The organism is Geodermatophilus sp. DSM 44513 (assembly GCF_032460525.1).
Lineage (GTDB): Bacteria > Actinomycetota > Actinomycetes > Mycobacteriales > Geodermatophilaceae > Geodermatophilus.
In genome coordinates this window covers 969,825-985,712 of sequence record NZ_CP135963.1, presented here as the reverse complement: position 1 = coordinate 985,712, position 15,888 = coordinate 969,825, and the positions used below count along the sequence as shown (strand labels likewise).

Here is a 15,888-nt window from a genome sequence, read left to right as displayed (position 1 = left end):
GTCGCCCGCTCGCCGCCGCGTCGCCGCGGCGACCGGTCCGGGTCCTCCTCGCTGCGGCGCCGGTCACTCCGGCACCACGTGCCGCTCCCGGGCCCAGTGGCAGGCGGCCTGCTGGTCGTGCCCGCCGCCGTGGTGGGCCAGCGCGGGGTCGACCTCCTCGCAGCGGCGGCGCTCGTCGGTGCCCAGCTCGGTGTAGAGCGGGCAGCGGGAGCGGAACCGGCACCCCGAGGGGAGGTCGGCGGGGCTGGGCAGGTCACCGCGCACGAGGATCCGCGAGCGCCGGCGCTCGGCCGCCGGGTCGGGGATCGGGACGGCGGACAGCAGCGCCTGCGTGTAGGGGTGGGTGGGCCGCTCGAACACGTCGGCCGAGGCGCCCACCTCCACCAGCCGCCCGAGGTACATGACCGCCACCCGGTCGGCGATGTGCCGCACCACCGACAGGTCGTGGGCCACGAACAGGTAGGCCAGCCCGAGCCGGGCCTTGAGGTCCTCGAGCAGGTTGAGCACGCCGGCCTGGATGGACACGTCCAGGGCCGACACCGGCTCGTCGAGGACCAGCAGCCGCGGCTCCAGCGCCAGGGCGCGGGCGATGCCGATGCGCTGCCGCTGCCCGCCGGAGAAGTCCCCCGGGTAGCGGTTGCCGTGCTCGGGGCTCAGCCCGACCAGCGCCAGCAGCTCGCGCACCCGGTCGCGGCGCTCACCGGCCGGGACGCCGAAGGCGCGCAGCGGCTCGTCGATGATGTCGCCCACCGGCAGCCGGGGGTCCAGCGAGGCCAGCGGGTCCTGGAAGACCACCTGCACGTCGCGGCGCAGCTGCTTGCGCTCGGCCTTGCCGAGGGACCCGAGTTCGCGCCCGAGCACCGCGACCGAGCCCTCCTGCGGGCGGGCCAGGTCGAGGATCTGCATGATCGTCGTCGTCTTGCCGCAGCCGGACTCGCCGACCAGACCCAGCGCCTCGCCCTCGCGGACGTCGAAGGTGATGCCGTCGACGGCGGTGATGGTGCCCACGGTGCGGCGGAACACCACGCCCAGCGTCACCGGGTAGCGCCGGGCCAGGTCGCGCACCTCCAGCACGGCGGTGCGCTGCTCGCGCGGCAGCTGCACGCGTGCGGCGGCGATCTCCGGCACCGGGAAGACCGGCGAGCCGCCGATCCGGCCGGCCTCGATCTCCTCGCTGCGGTGGCAGGCGGCCTGCTGACGCCCCCCGGCGGCCGGCTCGAGCGCCGGCTCGACGTCCGAGCACAGCGGGATGCGCACCGGGCAGCGGGGCACGAAGGGGCAGCCCGCGGGCAGCCGGCCGACGTTCGGCGGCGAGCCCTCGATCGGCGTGAGCGGCTGGTCGGGCCGGTCCAGCCGCGGCACCGAGCCGAGCAGCCCGATGGTGTAGGGCATCCGCGGGTCGGCGTAGACCGGGTCGACCGGCCCGCTCTCCACCGCCTTGCCCGCGTACATCACGACCACCCGGTCGGCGATGCCGGCGACCACGCCCAGGTCGTGGGTGATCATGACCGTGGCCGCGTGCGTCATCTGCCGGGCGGTGTCCAGCAGCTCGAGCACCTGGGCCTGGATGGTGACGTCCAGCGCCGTGGTCGGCTCGTCGGCGATGAGGACGTCGGGGTCGTTGGCGATCGCCATCGCGATCATCACCCGCTGCCGCATGCCGCCGGAGAACTCGTGCGGGTAGGCCCGCGCCCGGGCGGCGGCGTTGGGGATGCCGACGGCGTCGAGCAGCTCGGCCGCCCGGCGGGAGGCGGCGGCCTTGGACAGCCCCTGGTGCACCTGCACGGTCTCCGCGATCTGGTCGCCGACCGTGTACACGGGGGTGAGCGCGGACAGCGGGTCCTGGAACACCATGGCGACCCGGCTGCCGCGGATGCGCGTGAGCTCGCGGTCGGGCAGGCCGAGGAGCTCCTGGCCGTGCAGCCGCACGCTCCCCGACACCCGTGCGGAGGCCGGCAGCAGGCCCATGACCGCCAGGGACGACACGGACTTGCCGGAGCCGGACTCGCCGACGATGCCCAGCACCTCGCCCGGGGACAGCGTGTAGCTGACCCCGCGCACCGCCGGGACCGGACCGTCCTCACCGGGGAAGGTGACCGTCAGGTCGCGCACCTCCAGCAGGGGTGCCCCGAGATCGGTGGCGGCCGGGGTCTGTCGCGCCGCGGTGCTCACTGCGTGCCGCCGGCGCGCTTGGCGCCGGGGTCCAGCGCGTCGCGCAGCCCGTCGCCGAAGACGCTGACCGCCAGCGTGGTGAGCACGAGCAGACCGCCGGAGAACATGAACAGCCACGGGAAGGTGAAGGCCGACTGGGTGCCGTCGGCGATCAGCGTGCCCAGCGAGACGTCCGGCGGCTTGACGCCGAAGCCGAAGTAGGACAGCCCGGACTCGGCGATGATCGCCGTCGCCACCGCGATCGTCGCGTCGATGATGAGCAGCGAGCTCATGTTGGGGATGAGGTGGCGGAAGATGATCCCCGGCGTGGACACCCCGGAGTAGCGGGCGGCCAGCACGAACTCCCGCTCCCGCAGGCTGAGCGTCATGCCGCGGACGATGCGCGCGGTGATCATCCAGCCGAACCCCGCGATGAGGAACACCAGCGCGATCCAGCCGCCCCCGTCCAGGTTGCGGCTGATGATCGCCACGACGAGGAACGCCGGGATCACCAGCAGCAGGTCCACCAGCCACATGAGGACCCGGTCGGTCCAGCCGCCGAGGTAGCCGGCGAAGGCGCCCACGACCGCGGCCAGCCCGGTGGAGATGACCGCCACCAGCAGCCCGATCAGCAGCGACTTCTGCAGGCCGCGCATGGTCAGCGCGAAGACGTCACCGCCGATCTGCGTGGTGCCGAACCAGTGGCTCGGCGAGGGCGGCTGCAGGAAGGCGGTGAAGTCCTGGTCGGTGTAGGTCCAGCCCGTGATCAGCCGGTAGACGGTGGGGCCGGCGAAGGCGAGCATGAACAGCGCCATGAGGACGACGAGGGCGGCCATCGCGGCCCGGTCGCGGCGCAGCCGCCGGGTGACCAGCTGGCGGCGGCCCCGGACGACGACGTCGGGCCCCGGCGGCTGCTGGCGGTCGGTGTCCCGGAGGGCGTCGTCGTCGGCGACGACGAGCGGGTCGACGGGGATGGTCATGTCGGCGCTCCTCAGGAGACCCGCACGCGCGGGTCGAGGACGGCGTACAGCACGTCGGACAGGAAGCCGGCGAACAGGACGAAGACGGCGGTGAAGAAGGCGACGGTCGCGACGACGTTGATGTCGTTGCCGGTGATCGAGTCCACCAGCCACTCCCCCATGCCGTGCCAGCCGAAGATCTTCTCGGTGAAGGTGGCGCCCACGGCCAGGGTGCCGAAGTAGTAGGCCAGCAGCGTGGCCATCGGGATGAGCGCGGTCCTCAGCCCGTGCTTGAACAGCGCCCGCCGCCGGCTGAGCCCCTTGGCCTGGGCGGTGCGCAGGAAGTCGCTGCCCATGACGTCGAGCATCGCGTTGCGCTGGTACCGGGAGAACAGCGCGATCAGGCCGAGGGCGATCGACAGGGTCGGCAGGACCAGGTGGGCGACCTGGTCGCGCAGGGTGCCCCAGAAGCCGGCCTCCAGGCCGGGTGTCTCGTAGCCGGTGTAGTAGAGCAGCGTCGTCCCGGCCGCCTCGTTGACCTGCAGCGCGCCGTACTTGAGCAGCACCGCAGTGAAGAACACCGGGGTGGCGATGAAGAAGAAGGCGAACGCGGTGGAGAGCCGGTCGGTGAGGCGGTACTGCTTGATGGCGCTCCACACGCCCAGCAGCACGCCGACGGTGATCCCGACGATCGTGCCGAGCAGCAGCAGCCGGAGGCTGACCAGGGCCCGGGCGCCCAGCTCGGCGTTGATGTCGCCGCCGGTCACCGTCTGGCCGAAGTCCCCGGTGAGCAGGCCGCCGATCCAGTCCAGGTAGCGGCCGAGCAGCGGGTCGCGGTCGTTGACGCCGTAGGAGGTGAGCGCCTGGTCGACGACCTCCGGCGGGACCGGCGGGTTGCGCCCCTCGTAGCGGGCCCGGGGGTCCAGCGCCAGCGAGGCGACGACGTAGGCCACCGTGGTGGCCACGAGCAGCAGGACGGCGTAGTTCGCCAGTCGCTTCAGCAGGAAACGCGCCACGGGTGTCCTCCACCGGTGTCGTCGGGCCGGAGCGGGCTCCGGCGTGCGTGCCCCTGCGACGGTGCCCGACCCGATCCGGCGCCTCGCCGGCGGGTCCCCGACCCGGATCGAGCCCGCACGCGTCCCCTCCCTCACCCCCCGGCGGCCCGAGGTCCGCACCCGGTCGCCGACCTCTGCGCGTCCGGTGACCCGACCGCGGGACGGCTCGACGGGGTGTTGTCGGAACCCTAGGTAGCGCCCGGACGAGCGTCCACGGGCGTGACGAATTCGTTACCCAGGCTCACGATCTCGCCCGGGCGCTCAGTCCTCGAGGGGGACGACGGTGCGGGCCTCGGCGAAGTGGCACGCCGCGGGGTGGCCCTGACCGCGGTCGACCAGTGCGGGGGCCTCCTGGGCGCAGACGTCCTGCGCCTTCCAGCAGCGGGTGCGGAACCGGCAGCCCGAGGGCGGGTCGGCCGGGCTGGGCACGTCGCCCTGCAGCAGGATGCGGTCCTTCTGACCGCGCAGGTGCGGCTGGTGCAGCGGCACCGACGACAGCAGGGCCTGGGTGTAGGGGTGCGACGGCGAGCCGTAGACCTGCTGGTCGGTGCCCTCCTCGACGATGCTCCCGAGGTACATGACCGCGACCCGGTCGGAGATGTGCCGGACCACCGAGAGGTCGTGGGCGATGAACAGGTAGGACAGGCCGAACTCGTCCTGCAGGTCCTCCAGCAGGTTCACCACCTGGGCCTGCACCGACACGTCCAGGGCCGAGACGGGCTCGTCGCACACGATGACCTCGGGCCGCAGGGCGAGCGCGCGGGCGATGCCGATCCGCTGCCGCTGCCCCCCGGAGAACTGGTGCGGGTAGCGGTTGACGTAGTCGGGGTTGAGCCCGACGCGGTCGAGCAGGTCCTGGGTGCGCTGCAGCCGGCCCTTCTTCGGGGCCACGTCGGCGTGCACCGCCCAGCCCTCGGAGACGATGTCCCCGACGGTCATCCGCGGGTTCAGCGACGCGTACGGGTCCTGGAAGATGATCTGGACCTCGCGCCGGTACGCCTTGAGCGCCCGGCCGCCCATCCGGGCGACGTCCTGGCCCTTGTAGCGGATCTCCCCCGCCGTCGGCTTCTCCAGCGCCACCAGCAGCTTCGACACCGTCGACTTGCCGCAGCCGGACTCCCCGACCAGGCCCACGGTCTCCCCGCGGCGCATGGTCAGGTCGACGCCGTCCACGGCGCGGACGTGGCCGATGGTCCGCTTGAACACGATGCCCTGGGTGAGCGGGAAGTGCTTCTGCAGGCCGCGGATCTCCAGCAGCGTCTCACCGGGCGTCGCGGGCGGGGTGCGGGACGCGGCCGTCGCGCCGGTCGTGGGCTCAGCCACCGAGGACCTCCTCGCTGTAGTGGCAGGCCGCCTCGCGGCCGGGGGCGACCAGGCGCAGCGGCGGGACGTCGGTGGCGCACTCGCGCCCCGGGGCCGCGGCGGCGCCCAGCCGGCGGCGCGCGCACCGGGGGTGGAAGGGGCAGCCCCCGGGGATGGCCGCCAGGTTCGGCGGCTGGCCGACGATCGGCAGCAGGCGACCGCCCTTGGCCTCGACCTGCGGCACCGACCTCATCAGCCCCTCGGTGTAGGGGTGCGCCGGGTGGCCGAAGACGTCGTCGACCGTCCCCCGCTCGACGATCCGCCCGGCGTACATGACCGCGACCTCGTCGGCGACCTCGTTGACCACGCCGAGGTCGTGGGTGATGAGGACCAGGCCCATGCCGGTGTCCCGCTGCAGGTCCGTGAGCAGGTCCATGACCTGCGCCTGCACGGTGACGTCCAGGGCGGTGGTGGGCTCGTCGGCGATGAGCACCCGGGGGTCCAGGGCGATGGCCATGGCGATCATGACCCGCTGGCGCATGCCGCCGGAGAACTGGTGCGGGAAGTCGTCCACCCGCGACGCCGCCCCCGGGATCCGCACCCGGTCCATCAGCTCGACCGCGCGCCTGCGGGCGTCCCGCTTGGACATCCCGCGGTGGGCGCGGAACACCTCGCCGATCTGGAACCCGACGCTGTAGACGGGGTTCAGCGAGGACAGCGCGTCCTGGAAGATCATCGAGATCCCGGGGCCGCGGACCCTCCGCTGCTCCTCGGCCGACCGGGTGAGCAGGTCGCGTCCCTGGAACAGGATGCTGCCCCCGGTGATGGCGGCCGGCGGGCTGTCGAGGATCCCCATGATCGCCTGCGCGGAGACCGACTTGCCCGAGCCGGACTCGCCCAGGATGGCCAGCGTCTGCCCCTCGGCCAGGCTGTAGCTGATGCCGTTGACGGCGTTCACCACGCCGGACCGGGTGCGGAACTCCACGTGCAGGTCCTCGACCTCGAGGACCGGGGTGCCGGCGCCGGTGGGGGCCAGGGCGGGCTCAGGGGCGGTCACGCGCGCTGCCTGGGGTCGAGGGCCTCGCGGAGGGCGTCACCCATCATCACGAACGACATCACGGTGAGGGTCAGGAAGAGGCTGGGGAAGAGCACCAGGTGCGGTGCCGTGCGCAGCAGGGACTGGCCGGCGTCGATCTGCAGGCCCCAGGAGATGGCCGGCCGCTGCAGGCCCACGCCGAGGAACGTCAGGGTGGCCTCCGCGGCGATGAGCACCCCGATGGTGATGGTCGTGTAGACCAGCACCGGCGCGACGGCGTTGGGCAGGATGTGCCGCAGCAGGATCCGCCCGTTGGAGGCGCCCATGGCCCGGGCCGCGGCCACGTAGTCGGAGGTCTTCACCGCGATCACCTGGGAGCGGACCAGCCGCATCGCGGTCATCCAGCCGAACACGGCCAGGGCGACGGCCACCGCGACCACCCCCCGGCCGAGGATGCCGCTGCGGAGCACGACCAGCGCCCCCAGGATCAGCGGCAGCGCGTAGAAGACGTCGGTGAGCCGGGACAGCACGCTGTCGACCAGACCGCCGTAGAAGCCGGAGACCGCGCCGACCAGCACCCCGAGCACCAGGATGACCAGCACCGCGAGCAGGCCGATGAGCAGCGAGTTGCGGACGCCGTAGACGACGTTGGCCAGGTAGTCGCAGCCCTGCTGGTCGAACCCGAACCAGTGCTGGGCCGACGGCGGCTGGTTGCTGTTGGTCAGCGCGCAGTCGCGCGGGTCGGCGCCCCGGGCGAAGACCTGGGGCACCAGGGCCATCAGCAGGAACACCAGGCCGAACAGCGCGCCGATCCAGAACAGCGGGTTGCGCCGCAGCTGGCCCCAGGCGTCGCTCCACAGGCTGTTCTGCCGGGCGCTGGTGGCGTCGACCGACGGTGCGGCCAGGCCGGTCGTGGTGCCGGCTGCCACCTCGTCGTGGCGCAGGTCGGCCTGCTGTTGATCAGTCATAGCGGATCCTCGGGTCGAGGACGGCGTAGAGCACGTCGACCACCAGGTTGAAGAAGACGAAGAAGAAGACCATCAGGGTCACGATGCCGACGACGACCGCCCCCTCCTGGGCGGCCACCGCGTCGAAGACGGCGCGGCCGATGCCCGGCAGGTTGAAGACGGTCTCGGTGACGATGGCGCCACCCATCAGCGTGCCGATGTCGGCGCCGACGAACGTGACGACCGGGATCAGGCTGTTGCGCAGGGTGTGCCGCGTGATCACCGTCCGCGGCAGCAGTCCCTTGGCGCGCGCGGTGCGCACGTGGTCCGCGCGCAGGTTCTCCGCGACGCTGGTGCGGGTGAGCCGGGCGACGTAGGCCAGGGAGCCCGAGGCGAGGACCAGGCCGGGCAGCAGGTAGCTGTACCAGCCCTCCTGGACCCCGGCGATCGGGAACAGGCCGAACTGCAACCCCAGGACGAACTGGGCGACGAACGCCAGCACCAGGATCGGCACGGACACGACCAGGGTGCTCGAGACGAGCACCAGGTTGTCCAGGAACCCGTTGCGCCGGATGCCGGCGAGCACGCCGGCCGCGACGCCGATCACGGCCTCGATCAGGATGGCCACCGCGGTCAGCCGGACGGTGACCGGCAGCCGCTGCACGATGGTGTCGCTCACCTCCCGGCCGCGGAAGTCGGTGCCGAGGTCGCCCTGCAGCAGGTCACCGACGTACTTGACGTACTGGACGACCAGCGGGTCGTCGAGGTTGAACTCCTCGCGGAGCTGGGCGATCACGGCCGGGGACAGCGGCCGCTCACCGCCGAGGGCGCGGATCGGGTCACCCGGCAGGGCGTAGACCATCGCGAAGATGAGGAAGGACGCCCCGATCAGCACGGGGATGGTCAGCAGTAGTCGGCGGGCGATGTAGCGGCCCATGTCGCTCCTCGGTCAGACGCCGTCGCGGCGTCGTGTCGCGTCCAGTCTGGAGCCCCGCGGCCGACCGCCGGGGGCACCGGTCCGGAACGGACGGCGCCCCCGGCGGTCAGCGGGCGGTGCGGGGTCAGGTGACGGTGACCGCCGCGACGTCGATGTCCCCGAAGACGTCGATCACCACGTCGCCGACCGTCTCGGCGTGCACGGCCTGCTCGACGTCGAAGAACATCGGGATGATCGGCATGTCCTCCAGCAGGAGGTCCTCGGCCTGCTGGTACAGGGCGATGGCCTCCTCGTTGCTGGCGGCCCCGTTGCCCTGCTGGATCAGGGCGTCGAACTCGGGGTTGGTGTAGAAGGTCGTGTTCGAGCCCGCCGGCGGCAGGGCCGCGGTGGAGTACAGCGGCTCCAGGTAGTTCTGCGGGCTCGGGTAGTCCATGCTCCACGCCAGCCGGTAGGGGCCGGTGACGCCCTGCTCGTCGAGCAGCGGCAGGTACTGCGCGAAGTCCAGCTCGCCGCGCAGCGAGTAGTCGACGCCCACGTTCTCGCGCAGCTGGTTGCCCACGGCCTCGACCCACGCGTCGTGACCGGCTCCGGCGTTGAACCACAGCTCCAGCGGCTGGCTGCGGTCAAAGCCGGCCTCGTCCAGCAGCTGGTTGGCCCGGTCGACGTCCAGCTGGCAGTACTGGCAGGCACCCTCCCGGTAGCCGTCCACCACCGGGGCGATGAACGCGTCGGCCGGCTCGCGGCTGCCCGCGAAGATGGCGTCGGCGATCGCCTGGCGGTCGACCGCCATCGACAGCGCCTGGCGCACGCGCGGGTCGGAGAAGCGCTCGTCGTAGGTCGGGTAACCGAGGTAGGTGAACCCGGACGACGGCGCCTCCAGGTAGCGCTCGCCGAACTCCGCCTCGACCGAGGTGATGGCGTCCGGCGGGAGGTCCGGGGCGACGTCGAGGTTGCCGGCCTGCACGTCGGTGTAGGCGGTGTTGATGTCGGTGTAGACCCGGAACTCGACGGACTGGGCCTGGGCGGGCTGGTCACCGCCGTACTCGTCGTAGCGGGTGACGGTGAAGCCCTGGCCCGGCACGAACTCCTCGGTGGCCTGCATGGGCCCGTTGCCGACCGGCTGGCGGCCGGCGGCCTCCGGGTCGGCGAAGAAGGACTCCGGCAGCGGGTAGAAGGCGCTGTAGCCGACGGTCACGGGGAACTGGGCGAACGGGCTGGACAGGGTGACGGTGAACGTCCGGTCGTCCACCACCTGCAGCCCGCTCATCTCCTGCGCCGCCGGGTCGCCGGTGATGGTGCCGGCGTCGTCGGTCGGCGCCTGCAGCTCGTCGTAGCCGGCGATGTTGGCGAAGAAGTAGGACCCGCCCTGGGCGTTCGGGCTGTAGGCGGTGTAGTTCCACGCGTCCACGAAGGACTGGGCGGTGACGGGCGTGCCGTCGTGGAAGGTCCAGCCGTCGTTGAGCGTGACCGTCCACGTGGTGTTGTCGTCGGACTCGATCGACTCGGCCACACCGGTGTACTCGACCGCGCCGTCCGTGGAGTACTCGACCAGGCCGGTCCACAGCGAGCGGACCACCTGGGCGCCCTCGCTCTCGGTCGTGTTGCCGGGGACGAGCGGGTTCTCGGGGTCGCTGTAGAGGGCGATGCTGTAGGTGCCCCCGTCGGCGGCGCCCTCCGCGCCGCTCCCGTCGTCGCCGCCGCCGCCACAGGCGGACAGCAGCACCACGCCGGACATGCCTGTCGCGATGAGCGCAACAGAGCGCTTGCTCAACCTCACGTGCAGTGCCTCCCTCGTCCCGCACAGCGGGGGGAACGGATCGTCTCCCCGGCAGCCGCCGCCGAGCGTCGGGCGGCCGGGATCAGGTGGACGGGTACGGGGTCACCCCGCTACGAGCGGCGACCCTAGGCGCGCTGCGAGAAGGGCGTCCACGGACGTCACCGACTTGTGACCTCGTCTCCGGATCCGACCGCGGGGCGCTCCAGGTGACCCCCCCACCGCCCCCAGAGACAGCAGGACTTCCCTCGGCAACCGCCGTGCCGCCGGACGTCTTGCGGCGTCCCACCGTATACGTGTGAGGAGTGCCGTCGGTGGGTACCGGGGCTCGTTCCACGAGAGGAGTGCGACATGAGCGGCATCGACAAGGCGAAGAACAAGGCCGAGGAGCTGTCCGGCAAGGGCAAGGAGTCCGTCGGCCAGGCGACCGGCGACCGCGACCTGCAGGCCGAGGGCAAGGCCGACCAGGCGTCAGGCAACCTCAAGCAGGCCGGCGAGAAGGTCAAGGACGTCTTCAAGTAGTGGAAGGACCTCGTCCCCCTCACCCCTCGCACGCTCGGGGTGAGCCTCTGGACGAGGCCAGTCGACGGGCGCCGTCCCCCGGGACGGCGCCCGTCGTTGTCCCTGCGGGCTCACCCGGCGGTCAACCGGGAGACCACCTCGTCCACCAGTTCGTCGACGGGCCGGTCCGCGCTGACCCGGAGACACGTCCCGTCCGGCCACGGTGCGTACGACGCCGCCCGGGCGCGGACGTCCTGCCACGACGGCTCCGGCACCCGGGTCAGGTCCCGCACCCGGCTCTCCAGCCGCCGGCGGTGCTCCGTCTCGTCGTCGAGGGTCAGCAGCACGAACGACAGCCGGGCACCGGAGTCCTCCGCCGCCCGCCGCCAGGTGTCCCGGGCCGGCTCGCTGTCGTTGACGGCGTCCACCACGACGGGCCTCCCCCGGGCCAGGTTCAGCGCGGCGATCACCCGCGCCGCCTCGTAGGCCGCCACCCCGGTCTCCCACGACCGCGGCAGGCCGGCGCCCAGCAGGGCGTCCTCGATGGGGTCGACGGACAGGTGGACGGCCACCAGCCGGGTGGCGAGCGCGGCCGCGAGCGCGGTCTTCCCGGTGCCGGGCAGCCCTGAGACGACGACGAGCACCTGCTCACCGTGCCCGACGGCGGGTGCGGTGCACCAGGCCAGCCGGGGGAGGGCGCGTCGGAGTCCCCTGGGCGCGGCTCAGCGGCCGGCGAGCAGGGCCCGGACGGCGGGCAGCAGGGGCCGGTCGGCGGGGATCCAGTCCAGCGACTCCAGCTCCCCCGCGGTCACCCAGCGCAGCTCGCTGTGCTCGAGGGCGGTCAGCCGCCCTCCGTCGGCGACGCGGGCCTGCCACACGCGCAGCGTGGAGGTCCCGGGCGGCCCGCCCGCGACCGCGCCGTCCAGCACCACCTCGCCGAGGAACGCCCCCGGGACGACGGCGACGCCGAGCTCCTCGCCGATCTCGCGCACCAGCGCGTCGAGCTCCGGCTCGCCCGGCTCCACCTTCCCGCCGGGGAACTCCCAGCAGCCGTCGAAGGGCCCGCCCGACCGCCGGGCCACCAGCACCCGGTCGCCGTCGACCAGCGCGGCGCCGACGACCTGCACCACGTCGACCGCGCGCCGGGCGGCCGCCGCCGCGTACCCGTCCAGGTGGGCCCGCATGGCGCGGCGCACGCGGCGGCACAGCAGCCGGTCGGCCACCCGGCCGAGCACGCCGGGCAGCGCGGTCGCCCAGTCGACCTGCTCCTCGACGACCGTGCCGTCGGCGGTGGCGGTGTAGCGGCGGGTGTGGGTCAACCGGCGCCAGCGGCCCCCGGGTGCCGCGGCGTACACGTCCCGCTCCGGGCGCACCGACTCGACCTCGCGCAGCGGCACCGGCCACGGGTGGTCGAGGGCACGGGCGACGTCGAAGGCCACCGTCAGCGGCGCCGCCACCAGGGTGGTGAAGCGCAGTCGTGGCACCGTGCCACCCTCCCAGACAGGGCACCATGGCCCTCGTGCGCATCACCGCCCGGGTCGACTACGCCGTCCGCGCCGCCGTGGAGCTGGCCGCGGCGGCACCGGGCGCCCTGACCTGCGACCGGATCGCCGCCGCGCAGGGCATCCCCTCCCGGTTCCTGCAGTCGATCCTGAGCGACCTGCAGCACGCCCGGCTGGTCACCAGCCAGCGGGGCCGCGAGGGTGGCTACCGGCTGGCCCTGCCGCCGTCGGAGGTCTCCATCGCCCGCGTCATGCGGGTGGAGCAGGGGTTCCTGGCCGAGGTGCACGGCCGGCGGCCGGAGGACGTCGAGTACTCGGGGACCGCCGTCCCGCTGGCCTCGGTGTGGGTGGCCGCCCGCGAGGCCTACCGCCGGGTGCTCGAGGAGGTCACCCTCGCCGACGTCGTGGCCGGGCAGCTGCCCGCACCCGTCGCCGAGCTGGCCGCCCTCGAGGAGGCCTGGCGCTCCTTCGGCGACGCCACCGCGGGCGGCTGAGCGCCGGCGGCCCCGTCGGACCGCCCGCGGTCACCTGCGTCACGCGCACCCACCGTCGGTGGTGTGGGACCATGGCCGGGTGACCGGTCGCGCCCTGCTCCTCGTCGCGCGCCGTCACGTCGACCTGGCGCGCGTCAGCAGCGCCGTCTGTCGCCCCGCGCGCTGACACCCGGTCCCCCGCAGCACGCGCTGCGCCCCCGAACCGACAGCGCCTCCCCCGTGCCCGGCGTGCGGGCGCGGCGGCGCAGTGAGGACACCACCGTGACGAGCTCCCCCGAGACCCGGCCGACGCGCGCGGGCACCCGGCCGCCGCGTCGCGAGGCCCCTGCCCGCGGGCAGGGCCAGTGGGCGCTGGGCTACCGCGAGCCGCTCAACCCCAACGAGCGGATGAAGAAGGACGCCGACGGGCTCACCGTCCGCCAGCGGGTCCTGGACATCTACCAGCACACCGGTTTCGGCGGCATCGACCCCTCCGACCTGCGCGGCCGGATGCGCTGGATGGGCCTCTACACCCAGCGCGCCCAGGGCATCCCCGGCGGCAAGACCGCCGTGCTGGAGCCCGAGGAGCTCGAGGACTCCTACTTCATGCTCCGCGTGCGCATCGACGGCGGTCAGCTCTCCAGCGACCAGCTGCGCACCATCGCCGGCATCAGCACCGAGTTCGGCCGGGACGTCGCCGACGTCACCGACCGGCAGAACGTGCAGCTGCACTGGATCCGCATCGAGGACGTCCCGGAGATCTGGCGGCGACTGGAGGCCGTCGGCCTGTCCACCACCGAGGCCTGCGGTGACACCCCGCGCACGATGCTCAACTGCCCCCTGGCCGGCATCCTCGCCGACGAGGTGCTCGACGCCACGCCGGCCATCGCCGAGACCGTCGAGAAGTACCTGGGCAACCCGGAGTTCAGCAACCTGCCGCGCAAGTGGAAGACCTCGATGTCCGGCTGCGTGGACCACTGCACCGGCCACGAGATCAACGACGTCTCCTTCGTCGGCGTGCGCACCGCGGACGGCGAGGTCGGCTACGACCTGTGGGTCGGCGGCGGCCTGTCCACCAACCCGATGCTCGCCCAGCGGCTGGGCGTGTTCGTCCGTCCCGAGGAGGTCACCGAGGTGTGGGCGGCCTGCACCTCGGTGTTCCGGGACTACGGCTACCGCCGGCAGCGCAACCGGGCGCGGATCAAGTTCCTCGTGGCCGACTGGGGCCCGGAGCGGTTCCGCCAGGTGCTGCAGGACGAGTACCTGCACCGCGCGCTGCCCGACGGCCCGGCGCCCGCGCCGGCCGCGCACGACCAGCGTGACCACGTCGGCGTGATGCGGCAGAAGGACGGCCGCAACGCCCTGGGCTTTGCGCTGCGCACCGGCCGGATCAGCGGCACGCTCCTGGCCCGCGTCGCCGACCTCGCCGACGAGCACGGCGCCGGGCGCGTGCGCACCACCGCCCAGCAGAAGCTGGTGCTCCTCGACGTCCCCGACGAGCGGGTCGAGGACGCCGTGGCCGCCCTGGCCGAGCACGACCTGCAGGTGCGGCCGAGCGCGTTCCGCCGCGGCACCATGGCCTGCACCGGGCTGGAGTTCTGCAAGCTGGCCATCGTGGAGACCAAGCAGCACGCGCAGGACCTCTACGCGGAGCTGGAGAAGCGGTTGCCGGCGTTCGACACCCCGCTGTCGATCAACGTCAACGGCTGCCCGAACGCCTGCGCCCGCTTCCAGACCGCCGACATCGGTTTCAAGGGCTCGATGGTCCGCGACGACTCCGGTGAGATGGTCGAGGGCTTCCAGGTGCACCTGGGCGGCCACCTCGGCGTCGAGGCCGCCTTCGGCCGCAAGTTCCGCGGCCACAAGGTGACCAAGGCCGAGACCGCCGACTACTGCGAGCGGGTGCTGCGCGGCTACGTCGAGCGGCGCGCGGACGGCGAGGGCTTCGCCGCCTACGTCGCCCGCGCGGAGGAGTCCTGGCTGCTGTGACGGGGCTGCTGTGACGGAGGAGTCAGCCGGAAGAGCCCGGCAGCTGCCCGTGTTCCACTGCCCGTACTGCGGGGACGAGGAGCTGACCCCGCACGGGGACGCCGGCGGGTGGCACTGCGCCGCGTGCCTGCGGACCTTCACCGTCCGGCTCACCGGGACAGGAGTGCAGCACCCATGACGACCGCGATCGCCGCGACGCCCGAGCTGGCAGCCGAGGCCGACGCCCGCTTCGCGGGCGTCGCCGACCCCGTCGAGCAGGCGCTCGAGGTGCTGCGCTGGGCCGGGGAGACCTTCGGCGACGGCTTCGCGGTCACCTCCTCCATGGCCGACGGCCTGCTCGCTCACCTGGCCAGCCGTGCCGTCCCCGGCGTGCACGTGGTCTTCCTCGACACCGGCTACCACTTCGCCGAGACGGTCGGCACCCGTGACTGGGTCAGCGGCGTCATGCCCATCACGCTGGTCAACGTCCTCCCCGAGAGGACGGTGGCCGAGCAGGACGCCGAGCACGGGCCGCAGCTGCACGACCGCGACCCGGACCTGTGCTGCTCGCTGCGCAAGGTGCAGCCGCTGGCCCGGGCGCTGGCCGGTTACGTCGCGTGGGGCTCCGGCGTGCGCCGCGACGAGTCGCCCACCCGCGCCGGCACGCGGGTCGTCGACTGGGACGCCAAACGCGGCATGGTCAAGGTCAACCCGCTGGCGGCCTGGACGCAGGAGCACGTCGACACCTACGTCGCCGAGCACCGGGTGCCGGTGAACCCGCTGCAGGAGGTGGGCTACGCCTCGATCGGCTGCGCGCCGTGCACCCGCCCGGTCGCCCCGGGCGAGGACCCGCGCGCCGGCCGGTGGGCCGGGCGCGGCAAGACCGAGTGCGGCCTGCACCTCTAGAGAAGGCGGCGGCAGGATGGCCGCCGTGGCCCGCCCCGCGCCCCTGACCCCCGACGAGCTGTCCGCCGCGCTGGCCGACCTGCCGCTGTGGTCGGGCGACGGCGGCGGCGGCGGCATCCGCCGCAGCCTGGAGCTGGCCGGCTTCCCGGACGCCGTCGCCGCCCTCGTGCGGATCGCCTTCGTCGCCGAACAGCTGGACCACCACCCCGACGTCGACCTGCGCTGGCGCACGCTGCACCTGACGCTGGTCACCCACTCCGCGGGCGGGGTGACCGCGCTGGACGTCGACCTCGCCCGCCGCGTCGACGCGCTCTTCCCCGGCTGACCGACCGGCCCCGCGATCACGGCGCCGTGACCACTGCTCCGGCCGGATCGGT

The 15,888-nt window shown here is 73.3% G+C and carries 16 protein-coding genes; 6 read left to right on the top strand and 10 right to left on the bottom strand.

All coding sequences use genetic code 11. The features are described from left to right. Positions 1-63 precede the first annotated feature (63 nt). The 8 genes from RTG05_RS04700 to RTG05_RS04665 all read right to left on the bottom strand — a co-directional run bounded on the left by RTG05_RS04700 (position 64) and on the right by RTG05_RS04665 (position 10,122). Positions 64-2,112 carry a dipeptide ABC transporter ATP-binding protein gene (locus RTG05_RS04700; RefSeq protein WP_315912325.1) on the bottom strand — a complete coding sequence of 683 codons (2,049 nt, stop codon included), beginning with the start codon at positions 2,110-2,112 and terminating at the stop codon, positions 64-66. Positions 2,113-2,168: 56 nt separating this feature from the next. Then, positions 2,169-3,131 (bottom strand): ABC transporter permease, encoded by a 963-nt coding sequence (locus RTG05_RS04695; protein ID WP_166527669.1) that lies wholly within the window; start codon positions 3,129-3,131, stop codon positions 2,169-2,171. Positions 3,132-3,142: 11 nt separating this feature from the next. Beyond that, positions 3,143-4,126 (bottom strand): ABC transporter permease, encoded by a 984-nt coding sequence (locus RTG05_RS04690; protein ID WP_166527668.1) that lies wholly within the window; start codon positions 4,124-4,126, stop codon positions 3,143-3,145. Between the two features lie 300 nt (positions 4,127-4,426). After that, positions 4,427-5,488, bottom strand: a complete 1,062-nt coding sequence (locus tag RTG05_RS04685) for an ABC transporter ATP-binding protein (RefSeq protein ID WP_208104795.1) — start codon at positions 5,486-5,488, stop codon at positions 4,427-4,429. Then, a complete protein-coding gene (locus RTG05_RS04680) occupies positions 5,481-6,524 on the bottom strand; it encodes an ABC transporter ATP-binding protein (protein WP_166527667.1) in 1,044 nt (347 codons plus the stop codon). Before RTG05_RS04680 ends, RTG05_RS04685 begins: the two co-directional genes overlap by 8 nt. Further along, positions 6,521-7,471 (bottom strand): ABC transporter permease, encoded by a 951-nt coding sequence (locus tag RTG05_RS04675; RefSeq protein ID WP_166527666.1) that lies wholly within the window; start codon positions 7,469-7,471, stop codon positions 6,521-6,523. Before RTG05_RS04675 ends, RTG05_RS04680 begins: the two co-directional genes overlap by 4 nt. After that, positions 7,464-8,387 carry an ABC transporter permease gene (locus RTG05_RS04670; protein WP_166527665.1) on the bottom strand — a complete coding sequence of 308 codons (924 nt, stop codon included), beginning with the start codon at positions 8,385-8,387 and terminating at the stop codon, positions 7,464-7,466. Before RTG05_RS04670 ends, RTG05_RS04675 begins: the two co-directional genes overlap by 8 nt. Positions 8,388-8,511: 124 nt before the next feature. Next, the gene (locus RTG05_RS04665) at positions 8,512-10,122 is read right to left on the bottom strand and encodes a peptide ABC transporter substrate-binding protein (protein WP_166527664.1); all 1,611 of its coding nucleotides are present in this window, start codon (positions 10,120-10,122) and stop codon (positions 8,512-8,514) included. Between the two features lie 390 nt (positions 10,123-10,512). On the opposite strand from RTG05_RS04665, the gene RTG05_RS04660 reads away from it, so the two are divergent. Further along, positions 10,513-10,683: a CsbD family protein gene (locus tag RTG05_RS04660; RefSeq protein ID WP_166527663.1), complete on the top strand. Its 171-nt coding sequence runs from the start codon at positions 10,513-10,515 to the stop codon at positions 10,681-10,683. Between the two features lie 110 nt (positions 10,684-10,793). On the opposite strand, the gene RTG05_RS04655 is transcribed toward RTG05_RS04660, so the two are convergent. Together RTG05_RS04655 and RTG05_RS04650 are read right to left on the bottom strand one after the other, a co-directional pair. After that, positions 10,794-11,306 carry a P-loop nucleotide/nucleoside kinase family protein gene (locus tag RTG05_RS04655; protein ID WP_166527662.1) on the bottom strand — a complete coding sequence of 171 codons (513 nt, stop codon included), beginning with the start codon at positions 11,304-11,306 and terminating at the stop codon, positions 10,794-10,796. 78 nt (positions 11,307-11,384) lie between these two features. Then, positions 11,385-12,146, bottom strand: coding sequence for an NUDIX domain-containing protein (locus RTG05_RS04650; protein WP_208104793.1), 762 nt, complete (start codon positions 12,144-12,146; stop codon positions 11,385-11,387). Between the two features lie 26 nt (positions 12,147-12,172). On the opposite strand from RTG05_RS04650, the gene RTG05_RS04645 reads away from it, so the two are divergent. The 5 genes from RTG05_RS04645 (at position 12,173) to RTG05_RS04630 (ending at position 15,836) form a co-directional block, all read left to right on the top strand. Then, positions 12,173-12,658: an RrF2 family transcriptional regulator gene (locus RTG05_RS04645; RefSeq protein ID WP_396349622.1), complete on the top strand. Its 486-nt coding sequence runs from the start codon at positions 12,173-12,175 to the stop codon at positions 12,656-12,658. A gap of 58 nt (positions 12,659-12,716) precedes the next feature. Then, entirely contained in the window at positions 12,717-12,824 is a 108-nt protein-coding gene (locus tag RTG05_RS22300) for a putative leader peptide (protein WP_396349621.1), read from the top strand. A 95-nt stretch (positions 12,825-12,919) separates the two neighbouring features. After that, on the top strand, positions 12,920-14,626 hold the full coding sequence (locus RTG05_RS04640; protein ID WP_166527661.1) for a nitrite/sulfite reductase: 1,707 nt from the start codon (positions 12,920-12,922) through the stop codon (positions 14,624-14,626). A gap of 174 nt (positions 14,627-14,800) precedes the next feature. Then, positions 14,801-15,511 carry a phosphoadenylyl-sulfate reductase gene (locus tag RTG05_RS04635; RefSeq protein ID WP_166527660.1) on the top strand — a complete coding sequence of 237 codons (711 nt, stop codon included), beginning with the start codon at positions 14,801-14,803 and terminating at the stop codon, positions 15,509-15,511. A 16-nt stretch (positions 15,512-15,527) separates the two neighbouring features. Then, positions 15,528-15,836 carry a 4a-hydroxytetrahydrobiopterin dehydratase gene (locus tag RTG05_RS04630; protein ID WP_166527659.1) on the top strand — a complete coding sequence of 103 codons (309 nt, stop codon included), beginning with the start codon at positions 15,528-15,530 and terminating at the stop codon, positions 15,834-15,836. Positions 15,837-15,888: the final 52 nt, after the last annotated feature.